This is a genomic window from Pseudomonas sp. UBA5706 (assembly GCF_002419965.1).
In the GTDB taxonomy this organism is placed as follows: Bacteria; Pseudomonadota; Gammaproteobacteria; order Pseudomonadales; family Pseudomonadaceae; genus Aquipseudomonas.
Map to the genome: position 1 here is coordinate 111,222 of NZ_DIHC01000016.1, position 19,751 is coordinate 130,972.

Annotated in this window: 21 protein-coding genes; 16 read left to right on the forward strand and 5 right to left on the reverse strand. The window is 61.5% G+C overall.

The features are described from left to right. Positions 1–262 precede the first annotated feature (262 nt). The 9 genes from B3I26_RS08560 to B3I26_RS08600 all read left to right on the forward strand — a co-directional run bounded on the left by B3I26_RS08560 (position 263) and on the right by B3I26_RS08600 (position 7,200). The gene (locus B3I26_RS08560) at positions 263–1,288 is read left to right on the forward strand and encodes an NAD(P)H-dependent glycerol-3-phosphate dehydrogenase (protein WP_296256993.1); all 1,026 of its coding nucleotides are present in this window, start codon (positions 263–265) and stop codon (positions 1,286–1,288) included. A 49-nt stretch (positions 1,289–1,337) separates the two neighbouring features. Then, complete coding sequence (locus B3I26_RS08565) at positions 1,338–1,682, forward strand: DUF4389 domain-containing protein (RefSeq protein WP_296256995.1); 345 nt, start codon at positions 1,338–1,340, stop codon at positions 1,680–1,682. Continuing rightward, complete coding sequence (gene sixA, locus B3I26_RS08570; RefSeq protein WP_296256997.1) at positions 1,679–2,137, forward strand: phosphohistidine phosphatase SixA; 459 nt, start codon at positions 1,679–1,681, stop codon at positions 2,135–2,137. Before B3I26_RS08565 ends, sixA begins: the two co-directional genes overlap by 4 nt. A 147-nt stretch (positions 2,138–2,284) precedes the next feature. Then, on the forward strand, positions 2,285–2,728 hold the full coding sequence (locus B3I26_RS08575) for a hotdog fold thioesterase (protein WP_296257000.1): 444 nt from the start codon (positions 2,285–2,287) through the stop codon (positions 2,726–2,728). 240 nt (positions 2,729–2,968) lie between these two features. Next, on the forward strand, positions 2,969–3,391 hold the full coding sequence (locus B3I26_RS08580) for a hypothetical protein (RefSeq protein WP_296257003.1): 423 nt from the start codon (positions 2,969–2,971) through the stop codon (positions 3,389–3,391). After that, complete coding sequence (locus B3I26_RS08585) at positions 3,388–4,221, forward strand: alpha/beta fold hydrolase (protein WP_296257005.1); 834 nt, start codon at positions 3,388–3,390, stop codon at positions 4,219–4,221. Before B3I26_RS08580 ends, B3I26_RS08585 begins: the two co-directional genes overlap by 4 nt. Further along, positions 4,218–5,072 (forward strand): alpha/beta hydrolase, encoded by an 855-nt coding sequence (locus B3I26_RS08590; protein ID WP_296257008.1) that lies wholly within the window; start codon positions 4,218–4,220, stop codon positions 5,070–5,072. Before B3I26_RS08585 ends, B3I26_RS08590 begins: the two co-directional genes overlap by 4 nt. Before the next feature lie 150 nt (positions 5,073–5,222). Continuing rightward, complete coding sequence (locus tag B3I26_RS08595) at positions 5,223–6,050, forward strand: DUF4892 domain-containing protein (RefSeq protein ID WP_409521977.1); 828 nt, start codon at positions 5,223–5,225, stop codon at positions 6,048–6,050. Positions 6,051–6,150: 100 nt separating this feature from the next. Next, on the forward strand, positions 6,151–7,200 hold the full coding sequence (locus B3I26_RS08600; protein ID WP_296257014.1) for an AI-2E family transporter: 1,050 nt from the start codon (positions 6,151–6,153) through the stop codon (positions 7,198–7,200). A gap of 60 nt (positions 7,201–7,260) precedes the next feature. On the opposite strand, the gene xopAW is transcribed toward B3I26_RS08600, so the two are convergent. The 5 genes from xopAW to mobA all read right to left on the reverse strand — a co-directional run bounded on the left by xopAW (position 7,261) and on the right by mobA (position 11,795). Beyond that, entirely contained in the window at positions 7,261–8,169 is a 909-nt protein-coding gene (gene xopAW / locus B3I26_RS08605; RefSeq protein WP_296257016.1) for a XopAW family type III secretion system calcium-binding effector, read from the reverse strand. A 214-nt stretch (positions 8,170–8,383) separates the two neighbouring features. Then, complete coding sequence (locus B3I26_RS08610; protein ID WP_296257017.1) at positions 8,384–9,496, reverse strand: sensor histidine kinase; 1,113 nt, start codon at positions 9,494–9,496, stop codon at positions 8,384–8,386. After that, complete coding sequence (locus tag B3I26_RS08615) at positions 9,493–10,245, reverse strand: response regulator (protein WP_296257020.1); 753 nt, start codon at positions 10,243–10,245, stop codon at positions 9,493–9,495. Before B3I26_RS08615 ends, B3I26_RS08610 begins: the two co-directional genes overlap by 4 nt. Positions 10,246–10,869: 624 nt before the next feature. Beyond that, a complete protein-coding gene (locus B3I26_RS08620) occupies positions 10,870–11,094 on the reverse strand; it encodes a YgdI/YgdR family lipoprotein (RefSeq protein ID WP_296257022.1) in 225 nt (74 codons plus the stop codon). Between the two features lie 107 nt (positions 11,095–11,201). Then, on the reverse strand, positions 11,202–11,795 hold the full coding sequence (mobA, locus tag B3I26_RS08625) for a molybdenum cofactor guanylyltransferase MobA (RefSeq protein WP_296257025.1): 594 nt from the start codon (positions 11,793–11,795) through the stop codon (positions 11,202–11,204). A gap of 78 nt (positions 11,796–11,873) precedes the next feature. On the opposite strand from mobA, the gene moaB reads away from it, so the two are divergent. The 7 genes from moaB to B3I26_RS08660 all read left to right on the forward strand — a co-directional run bounded on the left by moaB (position 11,874) and on the right by B3I26_RS08660 (position 19,505). Next, complete coding sequence (moaB, locus tag B3I26_RS08630; protein ID WP_296257027.1) at positions 11,874–12,413, forward strand: molybdenum cofactor biosynthesis protein B; 540 nt, start codon at positions 11,874–11,876, stop codon at positions 12,411–12,413. Positions 12,414–12,419: 6 nt separating this feature from the next. Further along, the gene (gene glp, locus B3I26_RS08635; protein ID WP_296257028.1) at positions 12,420–13,634 is read left to right on the forward strand and encodes a gephyrin-like molybdotransferase Glp; all 1,215 of its coding nucleotides are present in this window, start codon (positions 12,420–12,422) and stop codon (positions 13,632–13,634) included. Positions 13,635–13,724: 90 nt separating this feature from the next. Then, positions 13,725–14,672 (forward strand): glycosyltransferase, encoded by a 948-nt coding sequence (locus tag B3I26_RS08640; protein WP_296257031.1) that lies wholly within the window; start codon positions 13,725–13,727, stop codon positions 14,670–14,672. Between the two features lie 180 nt (positions 14,673–14,852). Beyond that, entirely contained in the window at positions 14,853–16,379 is a 1,527-nt protein-coding gene (locus tag B3I26_RS08645) for an MFS transporter (RefSeq protein ID WP_296257033.1), read from the forward strand. Positions 16,380–16,407: 28 nt separating this feature from the next. Continuing rightward, on the forward strand, positions 16,408–17,460 hold the full coding sequence (locus B3I26_RS08650; RefSeq protein WP_296257034.1) for an HlyD family secretion protein: 1,053 nt from the start codon (positions 16,408–16,410) through the stop codon (positions 17,458–17,460). A gap of 38 nt (positions 17,461–17,498) precedes the next feature. Continuing rightward, positions 17,499–18,950, forward strand: coding sequence for an efflux transporter outer membrane subunit (locus B3I26_RS08655; protein ID WP_296257036.1), 1,452 nt, complete (start codon positions 17,499–17,501; stop codon positions 18,948–18,950). Between the two features lie 177 nt (positions 18,951–19,127). Beyond that, complete coding sequence (locus tag B3I26_RS08660) at positions 19,128–19,505, forward strand: VOC family protein (RefSeq protein ID WP_296257038.1); 378 nt, start codon at positions 19,128–19,130, stop codon at positions 19,503–19,505. Positions 19,506–19,751: the final 246 nt, after the last annotated feature.

A 19,751-nucleotide genomic window follows, 5' to 3' on the forward strand; every position in this document is an offset into this window, starting at 1 on the left:
AATCATCTGCGCGGCGCCGGGCCAGGGGAGGGGGTGGGGTCATGGGCTGATCTCAAAGGAAGCACTCTGACGATAGCGCATCGGCGCGGCGGTGGAATTTTCGTCCGGTGCGCGCATCTTAACCGAGCCGGAGGGATTTTCCTCGTGAAGAGTCCGGCGATCGCGACGTGGACGCGTCGCCGTGTTTTGCCGCTGGTGGCGCGCTCGGCGCTCCGTATAATGCTGCCATCGCCAGATCCGATGGCTCTAAATGGATTGTTTTATGACCCAACAGCAACCGATCGCAGTTCTGGGTGGCGGCAGCTTCGGGACAGCCGTGGCCAACCTGCTGGCCGAGAACGGTCACCGGGTCCTGCAGTGGATGCGCGATCCCGGGCAGGCCGAGGCGATTCGTGTCAATCGCGAAAACCCGCGCTATCTCAAAGGCATCAAGGTCCTCGAGGCGGTAGAGCCGGTGACCGATCTGCAGAGCGTACTGAGCCAAAGCCAACTGGTATTCGTTGCCCTGCCATCCAGCGCGTTGCGTGGCGTGTTAACCCCTCATGTCCCACTGCTCACCGGCAAGGTATTGGTGAGCCTGACCAAGGGTATCGAGGCGCAAACCTTCAAGCTGATGAGTGAGATTCTCCAGGATATTGCCCCCCAGGCTCGCATCGGGGTGCTGTCCGGGCCGAATCTGGCGCGGGAGATCGCCGAGCATGCACTGACCGCCACCGTGGTCGCCAGCGAAGATGAAGACCTCTGCCAGCAGGTTCAAGCCGCGTTGCACGGACGCACTTTCCGCGTCTACGCCAGCGCCGACCGCTTTGGCGTGGAATTGGGCGGCGCGCTGAAAAACGTGTACGCCATCATCGCCGGCATGGCGGTGGCATTGGGCATGGGTGAGAACACCAAGAGCATGCTGATCACCCGCGCCTTGGCGGAGATGACCCGCTTTGCGGTCAGTCAGGGGGCGAACCCGATGACGTTTCTTGGTCTTGCCGGTGTCGGCGACCTGATCGTGACCTGTTCCTCCCCCAAAAGTCGCAACTATCAGGTGGGGTTCGCGCTGGGGCAAGGGTTGAGCCTGGACGAAGCCGTGACCCGATTAGGCGAGGTGGCCGAAGGCGTCAACACGCTCAAGGTGCTCAAGGCCAAGGCGCACGAGGTCCAGGTTTACATGCCGCTGGTTGCTGGTCTGCACGCGATCCTTTTTGAGGGGCGTACGCTGGAGCAGGTCATTGAATTGCTGATGCGCGCCGAACCCAAGACCGATGTCGACTTTATCTCGACCAGCGGTTTCAACTGATGATGAAGGGCTGTTTCAATCCTTTATTCAAGCCCTTATGGAGAAGCTCTTGAACGAATCAAAATTCAAGCAACACGAATCTATCCTGCTGCGCATTCTGTGGATGGTGGTGTTTGTGGTGGTCTGGCAGGTCGCGGAAATCGTTCTGGCGGTCGTGGTGCTGGTGCAATTGGCCTATCGTCTTTTCTACGGGGCGCCGAGCCTGAGCCTGATGTCGTTTGGCGATAGCCTGAGCCAGTTCCTCGCGCAGATTGGTCGTTTCGGCACCTTTCATACCGACCAAAAACCCTGGCCGTTCGCCGACTGGCCTGCACCACGCCTGCCTGAAGGTGAGGCGCCGCACACCGAGCCCGCTGCCGAGCACAGTGTTCGCGAAGAGGGGCCGAAGCTATGAACGTGTGGATTCTGCGTCACGGTGAGGCCCAGTACCGGGCGCGTACCGACGCCGAACGAGAATTGACCACTAACGGACGCGAGGAGGCGTTGACCAGTGCCGCGCACCTGTTGGGACAGCCGTTGCGCTGGATTATTGCCAGCCCTTATGTGCGCGCCCAGCAAACCGCCGAGCTGGTGCGCCAGGCCTTGGGCTTTTCCGATTCGATCGTGACGGTGCCGTGGCTGACGCCCGACAGCGACCCGCGCAAGGTGCTGGATAATCTTGACGTGTATGCGTCCGATGACGTGCTGCTGGTCAGTCACCAGCCTCTGGTGGGGGCGCTGATTGGCTTGGCGGTGCATGGCAATCTGCAGCAGGCACAGCCCATGCACACCGCCAGCTTGGCGCAACTCGAAGCTGAATTTCCGCTGGCAGGAGCGATGAACCTGCTCGGCGTGCGGCATCCGGGATGACAGGGTTGGCGATCAGCTTTTAACCGTATCGCTTGCCAGCGGCGCGTCATTAAGCGTCACCACTGGTACGCTGCGGGACAGGTGCAAGTATTGCGTTCAATTGCTCAGCATCCTCATGACTGAGCCTTTCTATAACAAGGAAAACCCATGAGTCTTTGGCGTGAAACCCCCAACCTCGAAACCCTCAACGCCATGCAGAAGAACACCATCGGCGAGGTGCTGGACATTCGTTTCGATGCATGCGACGACCAGTCACTGACTGCCAGCATGGTCGTTGATCATCGCACTCATCAGCCCTACGGCCTGCTGCATGGCGGCGCGTCGGTGGTGTTGGCTGAAACGGTGGGATCGTCAGCCAGTTATCTGATCATCGACACCAGCAAATATTTCTGCGTAGGCCTGGAAATCAACGCCAACCATCTGCGCGGGCTGCGCAATGGGCGGGTCACTGCCGTGGCGCATCCGGTACACATTGGCCGTACCACCCATGTCTGGGACATTCGCTTGACCAGCGATGAGGGCAAGACCAGTTGCATCTCACGGTTGACCGTTGCAGTTGTTCCACTGGGTGAGCAGCCGCCTGGGCGCTGATCTGATCTCGCTTTTTGCTCCGGCCTTCAACTGTCAGTAGTGACAGTTGTCGATGCAGGTGCACAGGCCTAGCCTTGCACTGTTTCAAGATGAAACATCACTGCATCAAGGAGGAACCACCATGAATCATGACGTTGTAGCGTTAGGAAGGCCATTCACGATAAAACCCTTGAACTGGCGAAGCTGAGTTCCGATCTGGTCGAACTGCAAACTAACAAGTCAGCCGCTGCCAACAGCGACTTGGATGTATGGCTGGCGCGTATTTACGATGACCAGTCGCTGACCAATTCCGAGTTCCGGGAGCTGAGGGACGAAGCCGATCGCAGGGTCGATGATATTAAATCTCAATACCCCCAACGTGATGATCTGGCCAAATTCCAGCAAGTGGCTGACGATGCAGTGCAATTGATGCAGACCGGTATTCTCGCGTTCAAGAAACAGAAGCTCCGGTTGAAGCCAAGGCTGCAGCCTGTGAAGCCTATGCCTTTAAGGTCGCATACATCAAAGCGTGCCTGGACCGTTTCACTCAGGCTTTTTGAGGCAGGCGTTTTCAAGGCAATGACCGGAGTGTCATCCCCGATGGCAGTTCCGGTCATTGCCGCTCCCGGACGCAGGCGCGCACAATCGCACCCTGATCAGGGCTCACTGGAAACGCCGGCATGACTCAACCTGTCTTCTTCGCTCATGCCAACGGCTTCCCGTCTGCGACCTACGGCAAGCTGTTCGCGGCGATGGGGAATGCGTTTCAGGTCTCCCATCTGGCGCAGCACGCTCACGATCCACGCTTTCCAGTCACCGATAACTGGCCGAATCTGGTCGACGAACTGATTCATCACCTGCGCGAGCATTCGCAACCGGTCTGGGGTGTGGGCCATTCACTCGGGGGCGTGCTGCATTATCACGCCGCGCTGCGCCATCCTGAGCTGTATCGCGGCGTGGTCATGCTCGATTCACCGGTGCTGACCCGATTCGATCAGTGGATAATCCGCGCCGCTAAGCGTTTCGGCTTCATCGACCGCATTACGCCGGCCGGACGCACGCTGGGCCGGCGTGAAGTGTTCAGCGATTTGACGGCGGCCCGGCATTATTTTTCCGGCAAGCACCTGTTCCGTCGTTTCGACCCCGAGTGTTTCGAGGCTTATCTGCTGCATGGCCTGCAAGCGGATGGCGAGCACCTGCGCCTGCGCTTCGATCCGGCTACGGAAATCAGCATCTACCGCAGCGTGCCCCACACCAGCCCCGGCATGGCACGTCATCTACAGGTGCCGCTGGCGATGGTGCGTGGCGAACACAGCGATGTGGTGCGCCGCCATCATGCGCTGTCGGTCAAAAGCATGCGCGAAGGCGAGTATCTTTCAGTGCCAGGCGGGCATATGTTCCCGCTGGAATACCCCGAGGACACGGCGCAATTGCTCAAGAATCTGTTCTCCCGCTGGGAGGCCCGCGCTCGGTCCGCTCAGGACATGTTGACCCTGCAGCGGGTCAGCGCATGACCTGTTGCGTCGAAGAAGTGCGCTTGGCCCTGCCGCACATCGAACTGGCGGCGCACCTGTTCGGACCACAGGACGGCCAGCCGGTGATTGCCCTGCACGGCTGGTTGGACAATGCCAACAGCTTTGCTCGACTTGCGCCGAAACTGAACGGCTTGCGCATTTTGGCGTTGGACATGGCAGGTCACGGCCATTCCGACCATCGCCCGCCAGGCGCCGGTTATGGCCTGCCGGACTACGCCCATGATGTGCTGCAGGTGGCGCAGCAGATGGGCTGGGAAAGGTTCTCGCTGTTGGGGCATTCGTTGGGCGCTATCGTTTCGGTGATCATTGCCGGCGCCCTGCCTAAGCGGATCCATCGCCTGGCGCTGATCGACGGCCTGATTCCGCCGTTGGGCGAGCCCGAGGGCGCCGCCCAGCGAATGGGCGCGGCCTTGCAGGCGCAGTTGGCGATGGCCAGCAAGCGCAAGCCGGTGTATGTCGGCATGGAGCGCGCGGTCGAGGCGCGGATGCAAGGAGCCGTCGCGGTCAGTCGTGAGGCTGCCGAGTTGTTGGCCCAGCGCGGATTGATGCCGGTGCCCGGCGGTTACACCTGGCGCAGCGACAGTCGTCTGACCCTCGCGTCGCCGACCCGTATGACCCGTGCGCAGGCGCTGTCCTTCATCAACGCGGTGCGCTGTCCGGCGCAGTTGGTGGTGGCCGAGGAGGGGATGCTGGCACAGAACAGGGAACTGCTGGACAGCGTGCCGTTCCAGGTGGCTGTACTGCCCGGCGGCCATCATTTGCACCTCAACGACGAGGCGGGTGCAAACGCTGTTGCAGACTGTTTCAATCGGTTCTTCGCCGTTCCTTGACTTGCGCTGCGCAACTGTCGAGGCTGGGCGGGTTGAAACAGGAGACAGCACGATGGACCACCCCGCACATTCGACACGTTCCCCCAGCCCCATGCCGCGCACCCGTGCGGTATTTGTTTGCCCCTCGATTTTCCTGCAATGAGAGCCACTATGCGTTTATCCCGCGCCTCACGCGCGCTGGGCCTGCTGCTGTGCCTGAGCGGTTACGCTGCCTCCAGTCAAGCGGCGGATGCCCCGGGTAGCCAGGATTTCGACAACCTGCCAAGGCCCACGGATGCGGAAATTGTCGATTACCGGCCTGCCGCCGAGCTTCAGCGCATCTACCCGCTGGGTTCGATTCGCAAGATCAGCGGCCAGTTGCGTTTTGATGGCCAAATAGCGGCCCGTGGCAACGCCGCGTCCGTGACGTATCAATTGCCCGCCGAACGTTCCGCCGACGAAGCCTTCACCGCAGCCCGCGAAGCCCTGCAACAACGTGGCGCGCAATTGTTGTTCTGGTGTCAGGCGCGGGACTGCGGCGAAAGCAGCCTGTGGGCCAATGAGGTGTTCGGCAATTCCAGGTTGTACGGCGCTGATAACGGCCAGGCTTACCTGCTGCTGCGCCTGGCAGCGCCAGACAACGACAAACTGGTGGCGCTGTACAGCGTCACCCGTGGCAACCGCCGCGCTTATCTGCACGTTGAACAGCTGCAGGCCAGCGCACCGCTCGGCGAACTGCTGCCCACCTCCGCAACGTTGCTGCGCGAGCTGAAAAGCTCGGGCTACCTGGAACTGTCCATGTTGAAAGGCATGCCTGCACAGCCGTGGATCACCTTGTTGTCCCGGGGTCTGAATCTGGACAGCAGTTTGCGCGTGACGATTTCAGGGCCGCAGGGCGAGGCCTGGCGTGAAGCATTGATCAACGGCGGCGTACGCGCCGCGCGGCTGGAGGCAGGCAACAGGCAAACCCAGGGGCTGGCCCTGGAACTCATTCGCTGAAATCTGTTCTCTCCCCGGCGCATGAGTCAGGAATTCGGCGAGCCATAGGGTTCGCCGTTATGCTTCACGTCTGCGCACGCTTCTTTTATGGAATGAACCCATGTTTGATAACGATCGCCTGTTGGTGCAGATTCTTCTGCTGGCGCTGCTCGGCGCCTGCTTATGGGTGATGGCGCCGTTCTGGTCAGCGTTGTTCTGGGGCGCGGTGCTGGCGTTTGCCAGCTGGCCGCTGATGCGCCTGCTGACCCGCGCGCTGAAGGGCCGTGAGTCCCTGGCGGCGGGTATTTTGACCCTGGGCTGGATGCTGCTGGTGGCGGCACCGCTGGTCTGGTTGGGTTTCAACCTGGCCGATCACGTGCGCGATGCGACGATTTTCATCAAGGACGTCCAAGTTGACGGTCTGCCTGATCCACCGACCTGGCTGGGCAACATCCCATTGGTGGGCGAGCGGCTGGTGGGTTACTGGACCACGATCGATGAGCAGGGCGCGGCGCTGCTGATCAGCCTCAAACCCTATCTGGGGCAGATGGGCAACTGGTTGCTGGCGCGCAGCGCGCAGATCGGCGGCGGCATCCTCGAGCTGACCTTGAGTATCGTGTTCGTGTTCTTTTTCTACCGCGACGGGCCGCGGTTGGCGGCGTTCGTCCTAAGCCTGCTGCAGCGCTTGATCGGCGAGCGTGCGCAGTACTACGCCGATCTGGTGGCTGGCACTGTTCAGCGAGTGGTCAACGGCGTCATCGGCACGGCCGCGGCGCAAGCGGTGCTGGCACTGATCGGCTTTCTGATTGCGGGGATTCCGGGTGCGCTGGTGCTGGGGATCGCCACCTTTCTGCTGAGTCTGGTGCCGATGGGGCCGCCCCTGCTATGGCTGCCGGCCACGGCGTGGCTGGCATGGAAAGGCGAGTACGGAATGGCGATCTTTCTAGGCCTGTGGGGCACCTTCATCGTCAGTGGCGTAGATAACGTGCTCAAGCCGTATCTGATAAGCCGTGGCGGCAATCTGCCGTTGGTGATCGTGCTGCTGGGGGTGTTTGGTGGCCTGCTGGCGTTCGGCTTCATCGGCCTGTTCATCGGCCCGACGCTGCTGGCGGTAGCCTACAGCCTGTTGCTGGACTGGGTTGCGGGGAGTCGGGTTCGGCAGTTGCCCTGACAGGCGCCTGGCGCTCTATCAGAACCGCCGTCGGGCAAGCGCCCGGCGGCGGTTTTTGCGTCAGGCAGAGGTGCTGACGTATTTGCCTGCCGGGGCGTTACTGTTGAGGTTGTAGCGGTCGCTCAACGCCGCCACCATACGATTCAACGCCTCGGTCGCCTTGGTGGTCGAGGCCTGTTGTTGAGAAGAGGTGTCCGACTTGAAGGCGCTGCTCAGTTCATTGGCGCTTACACCGCCGCCGCTGTCGGCATCCAGCGCACTAAACAGCGAGTTGATCGCGTCGGCGCTGGTTGAGGTGCTGCTCGTCGCCGTGCTGCTGGTCGAATCGGTGCTGCCGGTCGAGCTTGCGTTTTGCAGGGCGCTGGTCATCTCGGTGGCGCTAATACTGCCGTCACCATCACTGTCGAGGCTGCTGAACAGGTCGCTGGCGTTGTCATTTGGGGGTGGTGCAGGGGGCGCTTGCTGGGTTTGCAGGCTGGCGGTTAGCTCATCCAGGCTGACTGTGCCGTCTTTGTTGGTGTCCAGGGCGTCGAAAACCTGACTGCTGTCGGTGCTGCTGTTCGCGCTTTTCAGGGCGGCGGTGAGTTCGTCACTGCTAACGCTGCCATCGCCGTCGGTGTCCAGTGCGCTGAGCAGATCCTGAGCCTCATCGGCGGCAGAACCTGCGTCCATCTGCATCGGTGGTGGGGGCGGCGGGGTCAGGGCCGCCAGTTCATCGGCATCCAGGCTGTCATCGTCATTGCTGTCCAGGTCGGTAAAGGCCTTGCTCAAGCTGACGGTGATGCCATCCTGGGAGTCCGAGGACAGGGCCGAGCTCAGCTCATCCTTGTCGACAGTGCCGTCGCCATTGGTGTCGAGTTTCTTCAGTAACTCGTCGGCGAATTTCTTGCTGGTGCCAGTGGCGCTGCTACTGGTGTTCGAGCTGATGTAACTGGAATAACTGCTGCTGCCGCTGATGCCTGTGACCATCGGACTGACTCCCCATCAGATGAATGAAAACCGGCACAGTGCACCGGCTTATGCAGCGTCCGGGGCGAGGGTGTCCTGGGTATGTGGTGTTTGTAACGGTGGGCTTACGCGGGCGCTGGGTGGTGATTTTTTCGCAGTCCGGCACGCCGGCGATGGGGTTTGGTAAATCGCTGCCACCAGCACGCTTGACTGCTGCACGCGATCGATAAAGCCTTCACATTCTCGGCAGATCCAGCACCGCCGTAAGGCCGCCACCGGGGGTTTCTTCCAGGCGCAGGTCACCGCCCATGCGCCGCGCCGCTTCACGGGCGATGGTCATGCCGATACCCACGCCGCCGGAGTTGCGGTTGCGTGACCCTTCGACGCGGTAAAACGGTTCGAACACCGCTTCACGCATATGCTCGGGGATGCCGGGGCCTGAATCGATTACCCGGACCCGCAGGCGATCGCTGGTGTCTTCGATCACCACCCGCGCGTGCCCGGCGTAGCGCAAGGCATTGTCGATCAGGTTGTGCAGGCACGAGCGCAGGGCCATCGGCTGGGATTTGAGGGGGCGGCAGCTGCCACTGGCCTGGACGTCATCGCCATTGTCCTGCGCGTTCTCGGTCAGCGATTCAATCAGGGCCTGCACGTCGAAATAGTGCAGGGCCTCGCTGGTGCGCTCTTCGTTGAGATAGGTCAGGGTTGCGTCGAGCATGGCAATCATGTCGTTCAGGTCCTGGGACATCTGCCCGTGCAGCTTCGGCTCCTCGATCTGCTCGACCCGCAGCTTTAGCCGGGCCAGGGGGGTGCGCAGATCGTGAGAGACCGCAGCGAGCATGCGCCCGCGTTGCTGAACCTGCTCGCGGATGCGCTCCTGCATCAGGTTGAAGGTAGCCGCAGCCTGGCGTGCTTCACGCGGCCCGGTCACGGCCAGCGGCGGACTGTCGAGGTTTTCGCTCAATCGCTCGGCGGCATCGCTGATCCGCTGCACCGGGCGGCTCAAGGCTTTGGCGCCGAACCAGGCAGCAATCACCAGCGTGACCAGTTGGAAGAACAACGGGGTCAGTGGAATACCGAAGAACGGCGCGCGGCCCGGCGGTGGAGGAAGCGGCGGGCGCAACGCGTCCCTGGCCGGGCGGGGCGGGCGGGCGGACGCGAAGTCGCCGGGAGCGTCGGGAGCTGTGCCGGATGCGCCGGGTTGATCGCCCTGCTGCATGGGCGGAGGGGGCGGCATTGGCGGGCCGTAGTGATGAAACCACATGAATGCCAGCAGGTGCGCCAGCACGATTGCCAGCAGCGCGCCGCCGAACAATCGGGCAAAGAGCGTATCGGCCGAGCGGATCAACCAATCTCCCTGGCATCGAACATGTAGCCTTCACCCCGTATGGTTTTGATCAGTTGCGGTGATTTCGGGTCGTCGCCCAGTTTCTGGCGCAGGCGCGAGACCAGCAGGTCGATGCTGCGATCAAAGGCTTCGATGGAACGCCCGCGTGCGGCGTCCAGCAGTTGTTCGCGGTTAAGCACCCGGCGCGGGCGTTCGAGGAAAACGCGCAGCAGGCGGAATTCGGCGTTGGACAGCGGCACCACCAGTCCGTCAGGGGCGGTCAGCTGGCGCAACACGCTATTGAGGCGCCAGTTATCGAAACGCAGGGTGGTGCGCTCCTCGGTGCGATCATCGCGGACCCGGCGCAGGATGGTCTGGATCCGGGCCACCAGCTCGCGGGGCTCGAAGGGTTTGGCCATGTAATCGTCAGCGCCCAGTTCCAGGCCGATGATGCGGTCGGTCGGCTCGCAGCGGGCAGTGAGCATGAGGATCGGGATATCGGAGGAGCTGCGCAGCCAGCGGCACAGGGACAGACCGTCTTCACCGGGCAACATCAGGTCCAGCACGACGACGTCGTAGGTTTCCTCAGCCAGTGCCTGGCGCATGGCGTTGCCATCGGTGACGCCGGTGCTTTGGATGTTGAACCGGGCCAGGTAGTCGCACAGCAGTTCCCGGATCGGTACGTCGTCGTCGACGATCAGCGCCCGGGTATTCCAGCGGCGCTCTTCAGCCTGCGCGTTGGCGGTGTTGCTGTCGGGGGTCGTTTGCATGTTGCTGCCGCCATGTGATGCCGCCGGGAAAGGCCGCGATTGAGGAACGACGCTGCCATGCTACTTCGCTGGCGAGCGGGGCGGAAGGGTGACGGTGCCAGGTGTCGATGGATTGTCATGAATGTATCAGTGAAGGTACATGGTGCAGGGTGCGCGGACGAGAGGGTTTTGGCTGTATCCGCGTTATAGGCGGTGGCGCGGTATGGGGTCTGCCTAACGGCAGAGGCACAATGTGCCGAATGCAGGAGTGAGCGTGGGAACGATCAAAAAACACTAGCCAGTGCGTGCGCCACATAAGGCAGATCAGGGCACCGCTTTTGATTCTGCCCGAAGGGCGTACGAGTTTGGCTTGCCAACGATCTGGCGCTTAGCGGCAGCAAAGCCCGCTACCTTGGTTGAATCAGGAAGACTGCATTCTGAGGAGTGCAGCAGATCGTCGGCAAGTCAGAACCCCACGGCCTCTTGGCAGAAGCCGAGTGTGCCGACTTCAAGAGGGTGCTTGGGAACGATCAACCTGGGCGTGGCCAGACCAATATTTGCGCCACAATCGTTACCGAACAAGCCCGAAATTCAGACCCAAAAAAACCCGCCTGAAAAGGCGGGTCTGGTGCTCTCAATCCAGCATCACAGCTCTTTGACGGTACGCACCTGATCTTTATTGATGCGGGTTTCCTTGCCATCCAGCTGCTTGAACTCGTAGAAACCGGAGTCTTCGTCGTATTTCGGCTTGTCGGTCGCCTGGATTTCACGGCCATCATTGAGCGTGATCACAGTGGGCGACGCGCAACCGGCAAGAGTGGCCAGGCCGAGTGCGAGCAGGAGGGCTGCGGGAATAGTCCGTTGTTTCATTACTGTGTCTCCGAGGGTGATTCTTTATGTAGTGAGGTTTCTGACGCAGCAGTTGTCGGCAAAGTTCCATGAAACATCGCGCTTGCCATCAAACACCGCCTACGGATTTATTGCCTGACGTCGATCAACAATTCAGGCGTATTCAGGTTCGCCAGACGCCGATCCCCTGCTTCACACTGCAAGGCCACTGCCCCCAGCTCGGCCATGGTCCGCCGCGGGCTGCGCTGGCCTTGTTGCCAATGCCGCTCAAAGACAGGCTGGTACATCACAGGAATGCAGCACAGCAACGGCTCCCATTGCTCGCCCTGGCGAATCATCACCGGTTTGCCCGGGTGCGCTGCAGCGGTATGTCGCAGGCCGTGCAGCAGTTGCAGATCCAGCAATGGCGTATCGCACGGCATTACCAGCAGGAAATCATGCCGCGCCGCCGCCAAGCCCGCACGGATGCCGGCGTAAGGGCCGGGAAAGTCGCTCTGGTCATCCTGCACCAGTTGATCGGCCAGCGACGCGTAACGTTCGCGATTGCGGTTGCAGGAGATGATCAGGTCGTCGGTCAGCGGGCGGGTCAGGCGGTGCAGATGCTTGATCAACGGTTCGCCGCGCCATTCGATCAGGCCTTTGTCGCGACCGCCCATGCGCTGGCCCTGACCGCCGGCCAGCAGCAGGATCGAACAGGGCGGGAGGGTGTCGGATGCAGTCATGGCGAACTCGGTCGGCGCAGCAAAAAGGGGTGCTGTGATATAACACCGCACTGTTTCCCCGACAACTGGACCTAGCCGATGAAAGCCAAGGCTGACACACCTTTCGTGCCGCTGAACATTGCCGTGCTCACTGTCAGTGACACGCGCACCTTCGATAACGATACCTCCGGGCAGATGTTCGTCGATCGCCTCACCGCTGCCGGTCACGGCTTGATCGAGCGCGTGCTGCTCAAGGACGACCTCTACAAGATTCGCGCCCAGGTCGCCACCTGGATCGCCGACGACGAAGTCCAGGTGGTGCTGATCACAGGCGGCACCGGCTTCACCGGGCGTGACAGCACCCCCGAAGCGGTGGCATGCCTGCTGGACAAGCAGGTAGACGGTTTCGGCGAGTTGTTCCGCCAGATATCGGTGCCGGACATCGGCAGCTCGACCATTCAGTCGCGCGCGCTGGCGGGCCTGGCCAACGGCACGCTGGTGTGCTGCCTGCCGGGCTCGACCAACGCGGTTCGCACCGGTTGGGACGGGATCCTGGCCGACCAGTTGAACAACACGTTCCGTCCCTGCAATTTCGTGCCGCACCTGAAAAAGGCCGAGCCGTGCGCAACCCGTGGGTGACTACCGATGAGCAAGCCTGAACCGCGTGGCCTGATTCCGGTGGAGGAGGCCATGCAGCGCTTGATGAGCCTGGCTGAAGGCGCGCCGATTAGCGAACGTGAAACGGTGGACCTGGCTGATGCGCAGGGGCGAATCCTTGCCCAGGACCTGGTCTCGACCCTTGACCTGCCGCCGTGGCCCAACAGCGCCATGGACGGCTATGCCTTGCGCGTTGGCGACTGGAAAGGCGAGCCTCTGGCGGTCAGCCAGCGTATCTTCGCCGGGCAGGCGCCCTTGCCCTTGCAGCCGGGTACCTGTGCGCGGATCTTCACCGGCGCCCCGGTCCCCGAAGGCGCCGACTGTGTGGAAATGCAGGAAAACGCCGAAGTTCAGGCCGACGAGCGTGTGCGTTTCCTCGAGCCGCTGAGCCTTGCACAGAACATACGGCCCAAAGGCCAGGAAACCACGGTCGGCGACAAGGTGCTGGACGCAGGCACCGTGCTGACGCCGATCGAGTTGGGCTTGGCTGCAACCATGGGTCTGTCCCGCTTACCAGTGGTGCGGCGCCCGCGGGTAGCGGTGCTGTCCACGGGCGACGAGTTGATCGAACCGGGGCTGCCGTTGGGGCCGGGGCAGATCTACAACAGCAATCGCGTATTACTGTGCAGTTGGCTCAAGCGCTTGGGTTGCGAGGTGGTGGATGCTGGCATTCTGGCCGATGACCTGGTTAAAACCCGCGAGGCGCTAGGGGCTCTGGGCGATGTCGACCTGATTCTGTCAACCGGTGGCGTGTCCGTGGGCGAGGCGGATTTTCTCGGCCATGCCCTGCGTGAAGAGGGCGAGATTTCGCTTTGGAAGCTGGCGATCAAACCCGGCAAGCCGCTGACGTTCGGGCATTTTCGCGGTGTGCCCGTGATCGGTTTACCAGGCAACCCCGCTTCGACCCTGGTGACCTTCGCGTTGCTGGCCAGGCCTTATCTGCTACGGCGCCAGGGCGTGAGCGACGTGACCCCCCTTCAATTCAAGGTGCCCGCCGGTTTTGTCTGGGGCAAGCCTGGCAATCGCCGCGAATACCTGCGAGGGCGTTTAGAGCAGGGCCGACTGATCGCCTACCGCAATCAAAGCTCAGGTGTGTTGCGCAGCGCCGCCTGGGCTGACGGGCTGATCGAGATCATCGAGGGCTCCACTGTGGCCGAGGGTGATTTGCTCAACTTCATTCCGTTGAGCGAGGTCATGGGCTGACCGACGGCGGGGTCCGATTGCCGGATCCCGAGCTACGCTTCAAGTGCGTCATGACAAATGGGTATCCAGTCTTTACCCCGGAGTATTGTTATGCAGGCCTTGCGCGTAGCGTGTGTGATCCCGACGTACAACGGGCGCAGGGAGCTTGAGCGACTGCTCGACTCCCTGACGGCCCAGACCGCGAGCTTCGATACCCTGATCGTTGATTCAACGTCCACCGATGGCACCTGGGAGCTGGCCCGTGCCCGCTGCAACGACATCATCCAAATTCCCGGCAAAGACTTCAATCATGGCGGCACCCGGCAGATGATGGCCGAGTCGCATCCGGGCTATGACGTCTTTGTCTACCTGACCCAGGATGCCTACCTCGAAGACCCTCGTGCCGTGGAAAACATCCTCCAGCCTTTTGAAGACCCTCTGGTTGGCGCGGTGTGTGGCCGCCAATTGCCGCATCTGGACGCCACCGTGCTGGCCCAGCACGCGCGCTGGTTCAATTACCCGCCGGTGTCGCGCATCAAGACCCTCTCGGACATCCCAGAGCTGGGCATCAAGGTGCCGTTCATGTCCAATTCGTTCGCAGCGTATCGTCGCGATGCGTTATTTGCGGTGGGGGGATTTCCTCGGCATGTCATCCTCTCCGAAGACATGTATGTGGCCGCCAAAATGCTGTTGTCGCACTGGAAAGTCGCCTATGAGGGCTCGGCGGTGTGTCGACACTCGCATAACTACGGCCTTCGCGAGGAGTTTCGGCGCTATTTCGATATCGGCGTGTTTCAGGCTCGAGAGGCGTGGATTCACGCCCGTTTTGGCGGCGCTCGGCGCGAAGGCATTCGCTATGTGAAGTCCGAGCTGGACTTCCTCGGAATACGCCGATGGTACCTGTGGCCGTCGTCGTTTTTGCGAAACGGCTTGAAATTGCTGGCGTTCAAACTGGGCAAGGAGGAGGCGCGATTATCCCGGCCCTTGAAGCGGCGCTTGGGCATGTACAAGCGCTTCTGGGACAGCGAACATGCGCAGCGGGACCGCGACATTGCATGAGGCATCAGCATTGCGCTGATGATTCGTGCGCCTGACGCACTCATACACTGTCCGAATGTCAATTTTTTTCACCCCGCAGGCTTTTTAAACTAGCGGAAACAGCCGTTGTTTCCGGAGTTTATCGACCATGTCTAGCCCTGCATCAGTCTTCGCCCCGAGCACTCGTCAGCGACTCGCGCCGTGACCCCCGCCGCTCCGCTTCCTGCGATCAAGGGAACCGCCCCTGCTGCGTTCGGCCTGCAAATCGTAATCGGTCTGGTGGGCGTGCTGCTGGCGGTGCTGGTGGCCGGTATCAATGAGGGCGTCACCCGAATCGCGCTTGCGGACATTCGCGGGGCGATGTTCATCGGTTACGACGAGGCCACCTGGGTCACCTCACTGTATTCAGCTACGTCTCTGATGGCCACGGCGTTCGCGCCCTGGTTCGCGGTTACCTTGTCCCTGCGCCGTTTCACGCTGGGGGCCATTGCGGCATTCGCCGTGCTGGCGGTGCTGTGTCCGCTGGCGCCTGACTATCCAAGCTTTCTTGTACTACGCATGCTGCAAGGGCTGGCGGCAGGTTGTCTGCCACCTATGCTGATGACCGTAGCGCTGAGGTTTCTACCGCCGAACGTCAAACTCTACGGTCTGGCGGGCTACGCACTGACTGCCACATTCGCACCGAGTCTAGGGATGCCCCTGGCGGCGTTGTGGACGGAGTATTTCAGCTGGCGGTGGACGTTCTGGCAGGTCGTCACCCCGTGTCTGGTAGCGCTGATCGCTATCGCCCACGGCATTCCACAGGATCCTCTGCGTCTTGAGCGATTCAAGACCTTCAACTGGCGTGGCGTTTTACTGGGGGCGCCCGCCATCTGCATGTTGGTGACAGGACTGTTGCAGGGCAATCGCCTGGACTGGTTCGAATCCACCCTGATCACCCGTTTGCTGTGTGGCGGTGCGCTGTTGCTGGTGCTGTTCATGGTCAACGAATGGTTTACCCCGGTGCCGTTCTTCAAGCTACAGATGCTTTCCAGCCTGAATCTGTCCCATGCCCTGATCACGTTGGGCGGGGTGCTGGTAGTGCTGACGGCGACGGGTTCGATTGCGTCGACCTACCTGGCGCAGGTGCACGGTTACCGACCCTTGCAGACCGCGCCGATGATGCTGCTGGTGGCGATTCCGCAACTGTTGGCGCTGCCGTTGGTGGCGGCGCTTTGCAACATCCGCGCGATGGATTGCCGATGGGTGCTGACGGCCGGGCTGGGGCTACTGTCGCTGTATTGCTTCGCCGGCACGCAGCTGAGCCCTGACTGGATTCGCGACAACTTCTATACGTTGCAGCTGTTGCAGGTGGTCGGTCAGCCGATGGCCGTGATGCCGCTGCTGATGCAGGCCACCGGTGGCATTGCACCTCCCGACGGACCCTTTGCCTCGGCGTGGTTCAACACCGTGCGCGGGCTGGCTTCGGTGATTGCCACAGGCTTGCTGGAGGCACTGACCACCTCGCGCCAGCACTTTCATTCCAGCGTGCTGGTGGACCGCTTGGGCAATAGTCCGCAGCTGGCGGGCCAGGATTCCATGGCTTCGCTGGCGCATCGGGTTCACGAGCAGGCGGTGACCCTGACCAGCATCGATCTTTATTACTGCATGGGCTGGGTCGCCGCCGCGCTGATCCTGCTTATTCCGCTGATGCCGAGCCGGGTCTACCCGCCGCGTGCAGCAGCTTGAACAACCCTCACTGTCCAAGAGCACCGTCATGAACATGACTTCAAAACAAACACTAGCCCTGTGTGGCGCCGTGATCGCGCTGGCGGTTGTCGGTATTTATGGATTCAGCAGCAACGGCGGGCGGCAAAACACCAACGACGCGTATGTCACTGCCGACTATTCCAACGTCGCGCCGAAAATCGCAGGGTTCGTCAGTCAGGTGCTGGTTGAGGACAATCAGCAGGTCAAGGCCGGACAGTTGCTGGCAGTGATCGATGACCGGGATTTTCAGACCGCTCTGGCCGCATCCGACGCCCAAGTGCTGGCAGCCAAGGCCCGATACGAGCAGGCCAATGCGGTGCTGCAGCGTCAGGATTCGGTGATTTCACAGGCGGACGCGACGCTCGCGGCGAGCAAGGCCGAAGTGGTATTCGCTCAACAGGAGCAAGCGCGCTACGACCACTTGGCGGGCGTGGGGGCGGGGACCGTACAGAACGCCCAGCAAGCGCGCAACCGCATTGACAGTGCCCGTGCCCGGCAGGCCAGTGCGGCTGCGGCACTGGCCGCCGAGCGCAAGCAGGTGGAGATTCTCGTGGCGTTGCAACATGCCGCCGAAGCTGGCTTGAAACGCGCACAGGCTGCTCGCGATCAGGCGCAACTGCAGCTGTCTTACACGCACATCGTTGCGCCGGTCGACGGCATGGTCGGCGAGCGTGCCGTGCGCATTGGCAACTATGTCACGCCCGGCACACGCCTGCTGTCGGTGGTGCCGCTGAATCGGGTGTATGTGATCGGTAACTTTCAGGAAACCCAGCTGACTCATGTGACGCAGGGGCAGGCGGTAGAGGTACACGTCGATACCTTCTCCGGGGAGACGCTCAAGGGGCGTGTACAGAGTATTGCCCCGGCAACCGGAGTGACCTTCGCCGCGATCAGGCCCGACAACGCCACCGGTAACTTCACCAAGGTTGTACAACGCCTGCCGGTGAAGATCGTGCTCGATCCGCAGCAGCCGCTGCTCGGTCGTCTGCGGGTGGGCATGTCGGTGGACGCCAGCATCGATACTCAATCGGACGCGGTCGAAGAGGTCAGTGCGCGATGAACCACCGCGACATTGCTTCGAGCAGAAACAAAGTCCCCGTGAGCAGGCTCAGTCCGATAGGTCCAGGTGTCCTCCCATTTATCGGGTCGCTGACGCTTTCGGCGTTGGTATTGGCGTTGTCAGCCTGTCAGGTGGGCCATGAGTTTCAGCCGCCGACATCCACCGCGCAGGTGGACTGGCTGCCGATCCGGGGCGAAAAGGCTGACAGCCAGCCTCAGCCGACACCGATCAAGGCACGTTGGTGGGAGGTGTTCAATGACCCGGTCCTGTCGTCGCTGATCGACCGCGCGACGAGCGCTAACCTCGACCTGAAAATCGCCAGCAATCGTCTTGAACAGAGCCGCGCCACACGACAGGTCGTGGCGGGTGACCAGTTGCCTTCGGTATCCGCCGGGGTGAGCTATCAGCGCGCCCGCAACAGTGGCGAGGGCCTGAACGACCCATCAGGCCTGAGTGGCACGTCAGCGTTCAATCTGTGGGACGGCGGCCTGGATGCTGCCTGGGAATTAGACCTGTGGGGCCGGGTTAAGCGTGAGCTCGAAGCGGCTGATGCCTCGGTGGCCGTGGCCGACAATGATCGCCGTGGCGTGCTGCTGTCGATACAGGCCGAGGCTGCGCGCGACTACCTGCAACTGCGCGGAGTACAGGATACGCTTGCCGTGACCCGCGACAATCTGGAGGTGTCGCACAACAGTCTGGAACTGTCGACCGTGCGCCTGGGCAGCGGTGTAGCCACCCATCTTGATGTGGCGCAGGCTTCGGCTCAGGTTGCGACCATTGAAGCGCGAATTCCGCAGCTGGAGCAGCGCCAGGCCCAACTGGTCAATGCGCTGAGCCTGCTGTTGGCTCAGCCGCCGCGAACCCTGCAATATCAATTGTTAAAGCCCGTTGAGCACACGGCTCTACCACCTTCAATTCCGGTGGGACTTCCTTCGGAACTTGCGCAAAGGCGTCCCGACATTCGTCAGGCCCAAGCGCGCATGCACATGGCGGCGGCCAATGTCGGGGTGGCCGAAGGCGACTTTTATCCACGCATTGTGCTGTCGGGCAATGTCGGGTTTCAGTCCATGCAACTGGCGGATTTCGGCAGTTGGGGATCCCGCGCCTTTGGCATGGGCCCCCAACTGAGCGTGCCGATCTTCGAAGGCGGTCGCCTGCGCGGTATGTTGCAGTTGCGCGAGGCTCAGGAGCAGGAAGCGGCGCTCGATTACCAGAAGATTGTGCTGCGCGCCTGGCAGGAAATAGACGACAGCATGAGCCTTTACAACGCCAGTCAGTTGCAGCAGCACAAACTTGAGCAAGCAGTGCAGCAGAACCGGATTGCGCTGATGACCGCGCAGGAGCAGTACAAGGCGGGTGCGGTGGATTTCCTCAATGTGCTCACCGTGCAGCGTGCGTTGCTGGCAGGTCAGGAGCAATGGGTAGACAGCTCCACGGCGCAGCGTCTGGCGCTGGTAGGCCTCTACAAGTCGTTGGGTGGAGGGTGGTAGAGTTTCCACACCGTGGCAGACCGATCGACGCCGGATTGCTGCCCCGTTCGCAAACAACGGCGCGACTTTCCAGAGGCCGGGGAGCATCTCCATGAGTTCTGGACGAGTCGGGCATCGACATGCAACAGCGCGCTGTATGGCGGCACGGTCGATTTGAAGAAGACATTCGGAGACGTCATGATTGATCACCTCGACCACCTGGTCCTGACTACGATAAACGCAGACGCCTCGGTGGACTTCTATACGCGCGTGCTGGGCATGCAGCTGGAGACGTTCGGCAGTGGACGCATGGCTTTCACTTTTGGCAGTCAGAAGATCAACCTGCACATTCGCGGTAAGGAATTTGAACCCAAGGCCCATCTTCCGGTGCCGGGCGCGCTTGATTTGTGCTTCATTGCCTCGATCCCGCTTGAGCAGATCATCGAGCGCCTCAACGCTGCGCCATGGCCGATCATCGAAGGCCCGGTCATGCGCACCGGCGCAACCGGGCCGATTCGCTCGGTGTATGTTCGCGACCCGGATCTGAATCTGATCGAGATTTCAGAATTGGCGTGACCCCTGCCGGAGCGGATGAGTGATTAAAGGAGTGGTTCGCCATTCAGGATTCATGGTCTGGACTGCCGCCTCGCGGATGAATTTGCTCCCGCAGTGGGGAGCGAGTATGGGGTCGATGAAGCGTTGTGAGTGCAGCATTGTGTATTGCGATTGCGCTGGCCCGCCGCCGAACCTGTGGTAGCGAGTGCATCCGCGAGAGGCCGGTGCGGCCATCGGTGTATATGGCCTGGCATACGCCTTCGAATG

Excerpts from the sequence above, each read along its gene's own strand:
- B3I26_RS08660 (WP_296257038.1), top strand. The coding sequence starts at position 19,128 with ATGATTGATCACCTCGACCACCTGGTCCTGACTACGATAAACGCAGAC.
- B3I26_RS08600 (WP_296257014.1), top strand. The coding sequence starts at position 6,151 with ATGTTTGATAACGATCGCCTGTTGGTGCAGATTCTTCTGCTGGCGCTG.
- mobA (WP_296257025.1), bottom strand. The coding sequence starts at position 11,795 with ATGACTGCATCCGACACCCTCCCGCCCTGTTCGATCCTGCTGCTGGCC.
- B3I26_RS08575 (WP_296257000.1), top strand. The coding sequence starts at position 2,285 with ATGAGTCTTTGGCGTGAAACCCCCAACCTCGAAACCCTCAACGCCATG.
- B3I26_RS08560 (WP_296256993.1), top strand. The coding sequence starts at position 263 with ATGACCCAACAGCAACCGATCGCAGTTCTGGGTGGCGGCAGCTTCGGG.
- B3I26_RS08615 (WP_296257020.1), bottom strand. The coding sequence starts at position 10,245 with ATGCAAACGACCCCCGACAGCAACACCGCCAACGCGCAGGCTGAAGAG.
- glp (WP_296257028.1), top strand. The coding sequence starts at position 12,420 with ATGAGCAAGCCTGAACCGCGTGGCCTGATTCCGGTGGAGGAGGCCATG.
- B3I26_RS08585 (WP_296257005.1), top strand. The coding sequence starts at position 3,388 with ATGACTCAACCTGTCTTCTTCGCTCATGCCAACGGCTTCCCGTCTGCG.
- B3I26_RS08620 (WP_296257022.1), bottom strand. The coding sequence starts at position 11,094 with ATGAAACAACGGACTATTCCCGCAGCCCTCCTGCTCGCACTCGGCCTG.
- B3I26_RS08650 (WP_296257034.1), top strand. The coding sequence starts at position 16,408 with ATGAACATGACTTCAAAACAAACACTAGCCCTGTGTGGCGCCGTGATC.
- xopAW (WP_296257016.1), bottom strand. The coding sequence starts at position 8,169 with ATGGTCACAGGCATCAGCGGCAGCAGCAGTTATTCCAGTTACATCAGC.
- sixA (WP_296256997.1), top strand. The coding sequence starts at position 1,679 with ATGAACGTGTGGATTCTGCGTCACGGTGAGGCCCAGTACCGGGCGCGT.
- B3I26_RS08590 (WP_296257008.1), top strand. The coding sequence starts at position 4,218 with ATGACCTGTTGCGTCGAAGAAGTGCGCTTGGCCCTGCCGCACATCGAA.
- B3I26_RS08640 (WP_296257031.1), top strand. The coding sequence starts at position 13,725 with ATGCAGGCCTTGCGCGTAGCGTGTGTGATCCCGACGTACAACGGGCGC.
- moaB (WP_296257027.1), top strand. The coding sequence starts at position 11,874 with ATGAAAGCCAAGGCTGACACACCTTTCGTGCCGCTGAACATTGCCGTG.
- B3I26_RS08595 (WP_409521977.1), top strand. The coding sequence starts at position 5,223 with ATGCGTTTATCCCGCGCCTCACGCGCGCTGGGCCTGCTGCTGTGCCTG.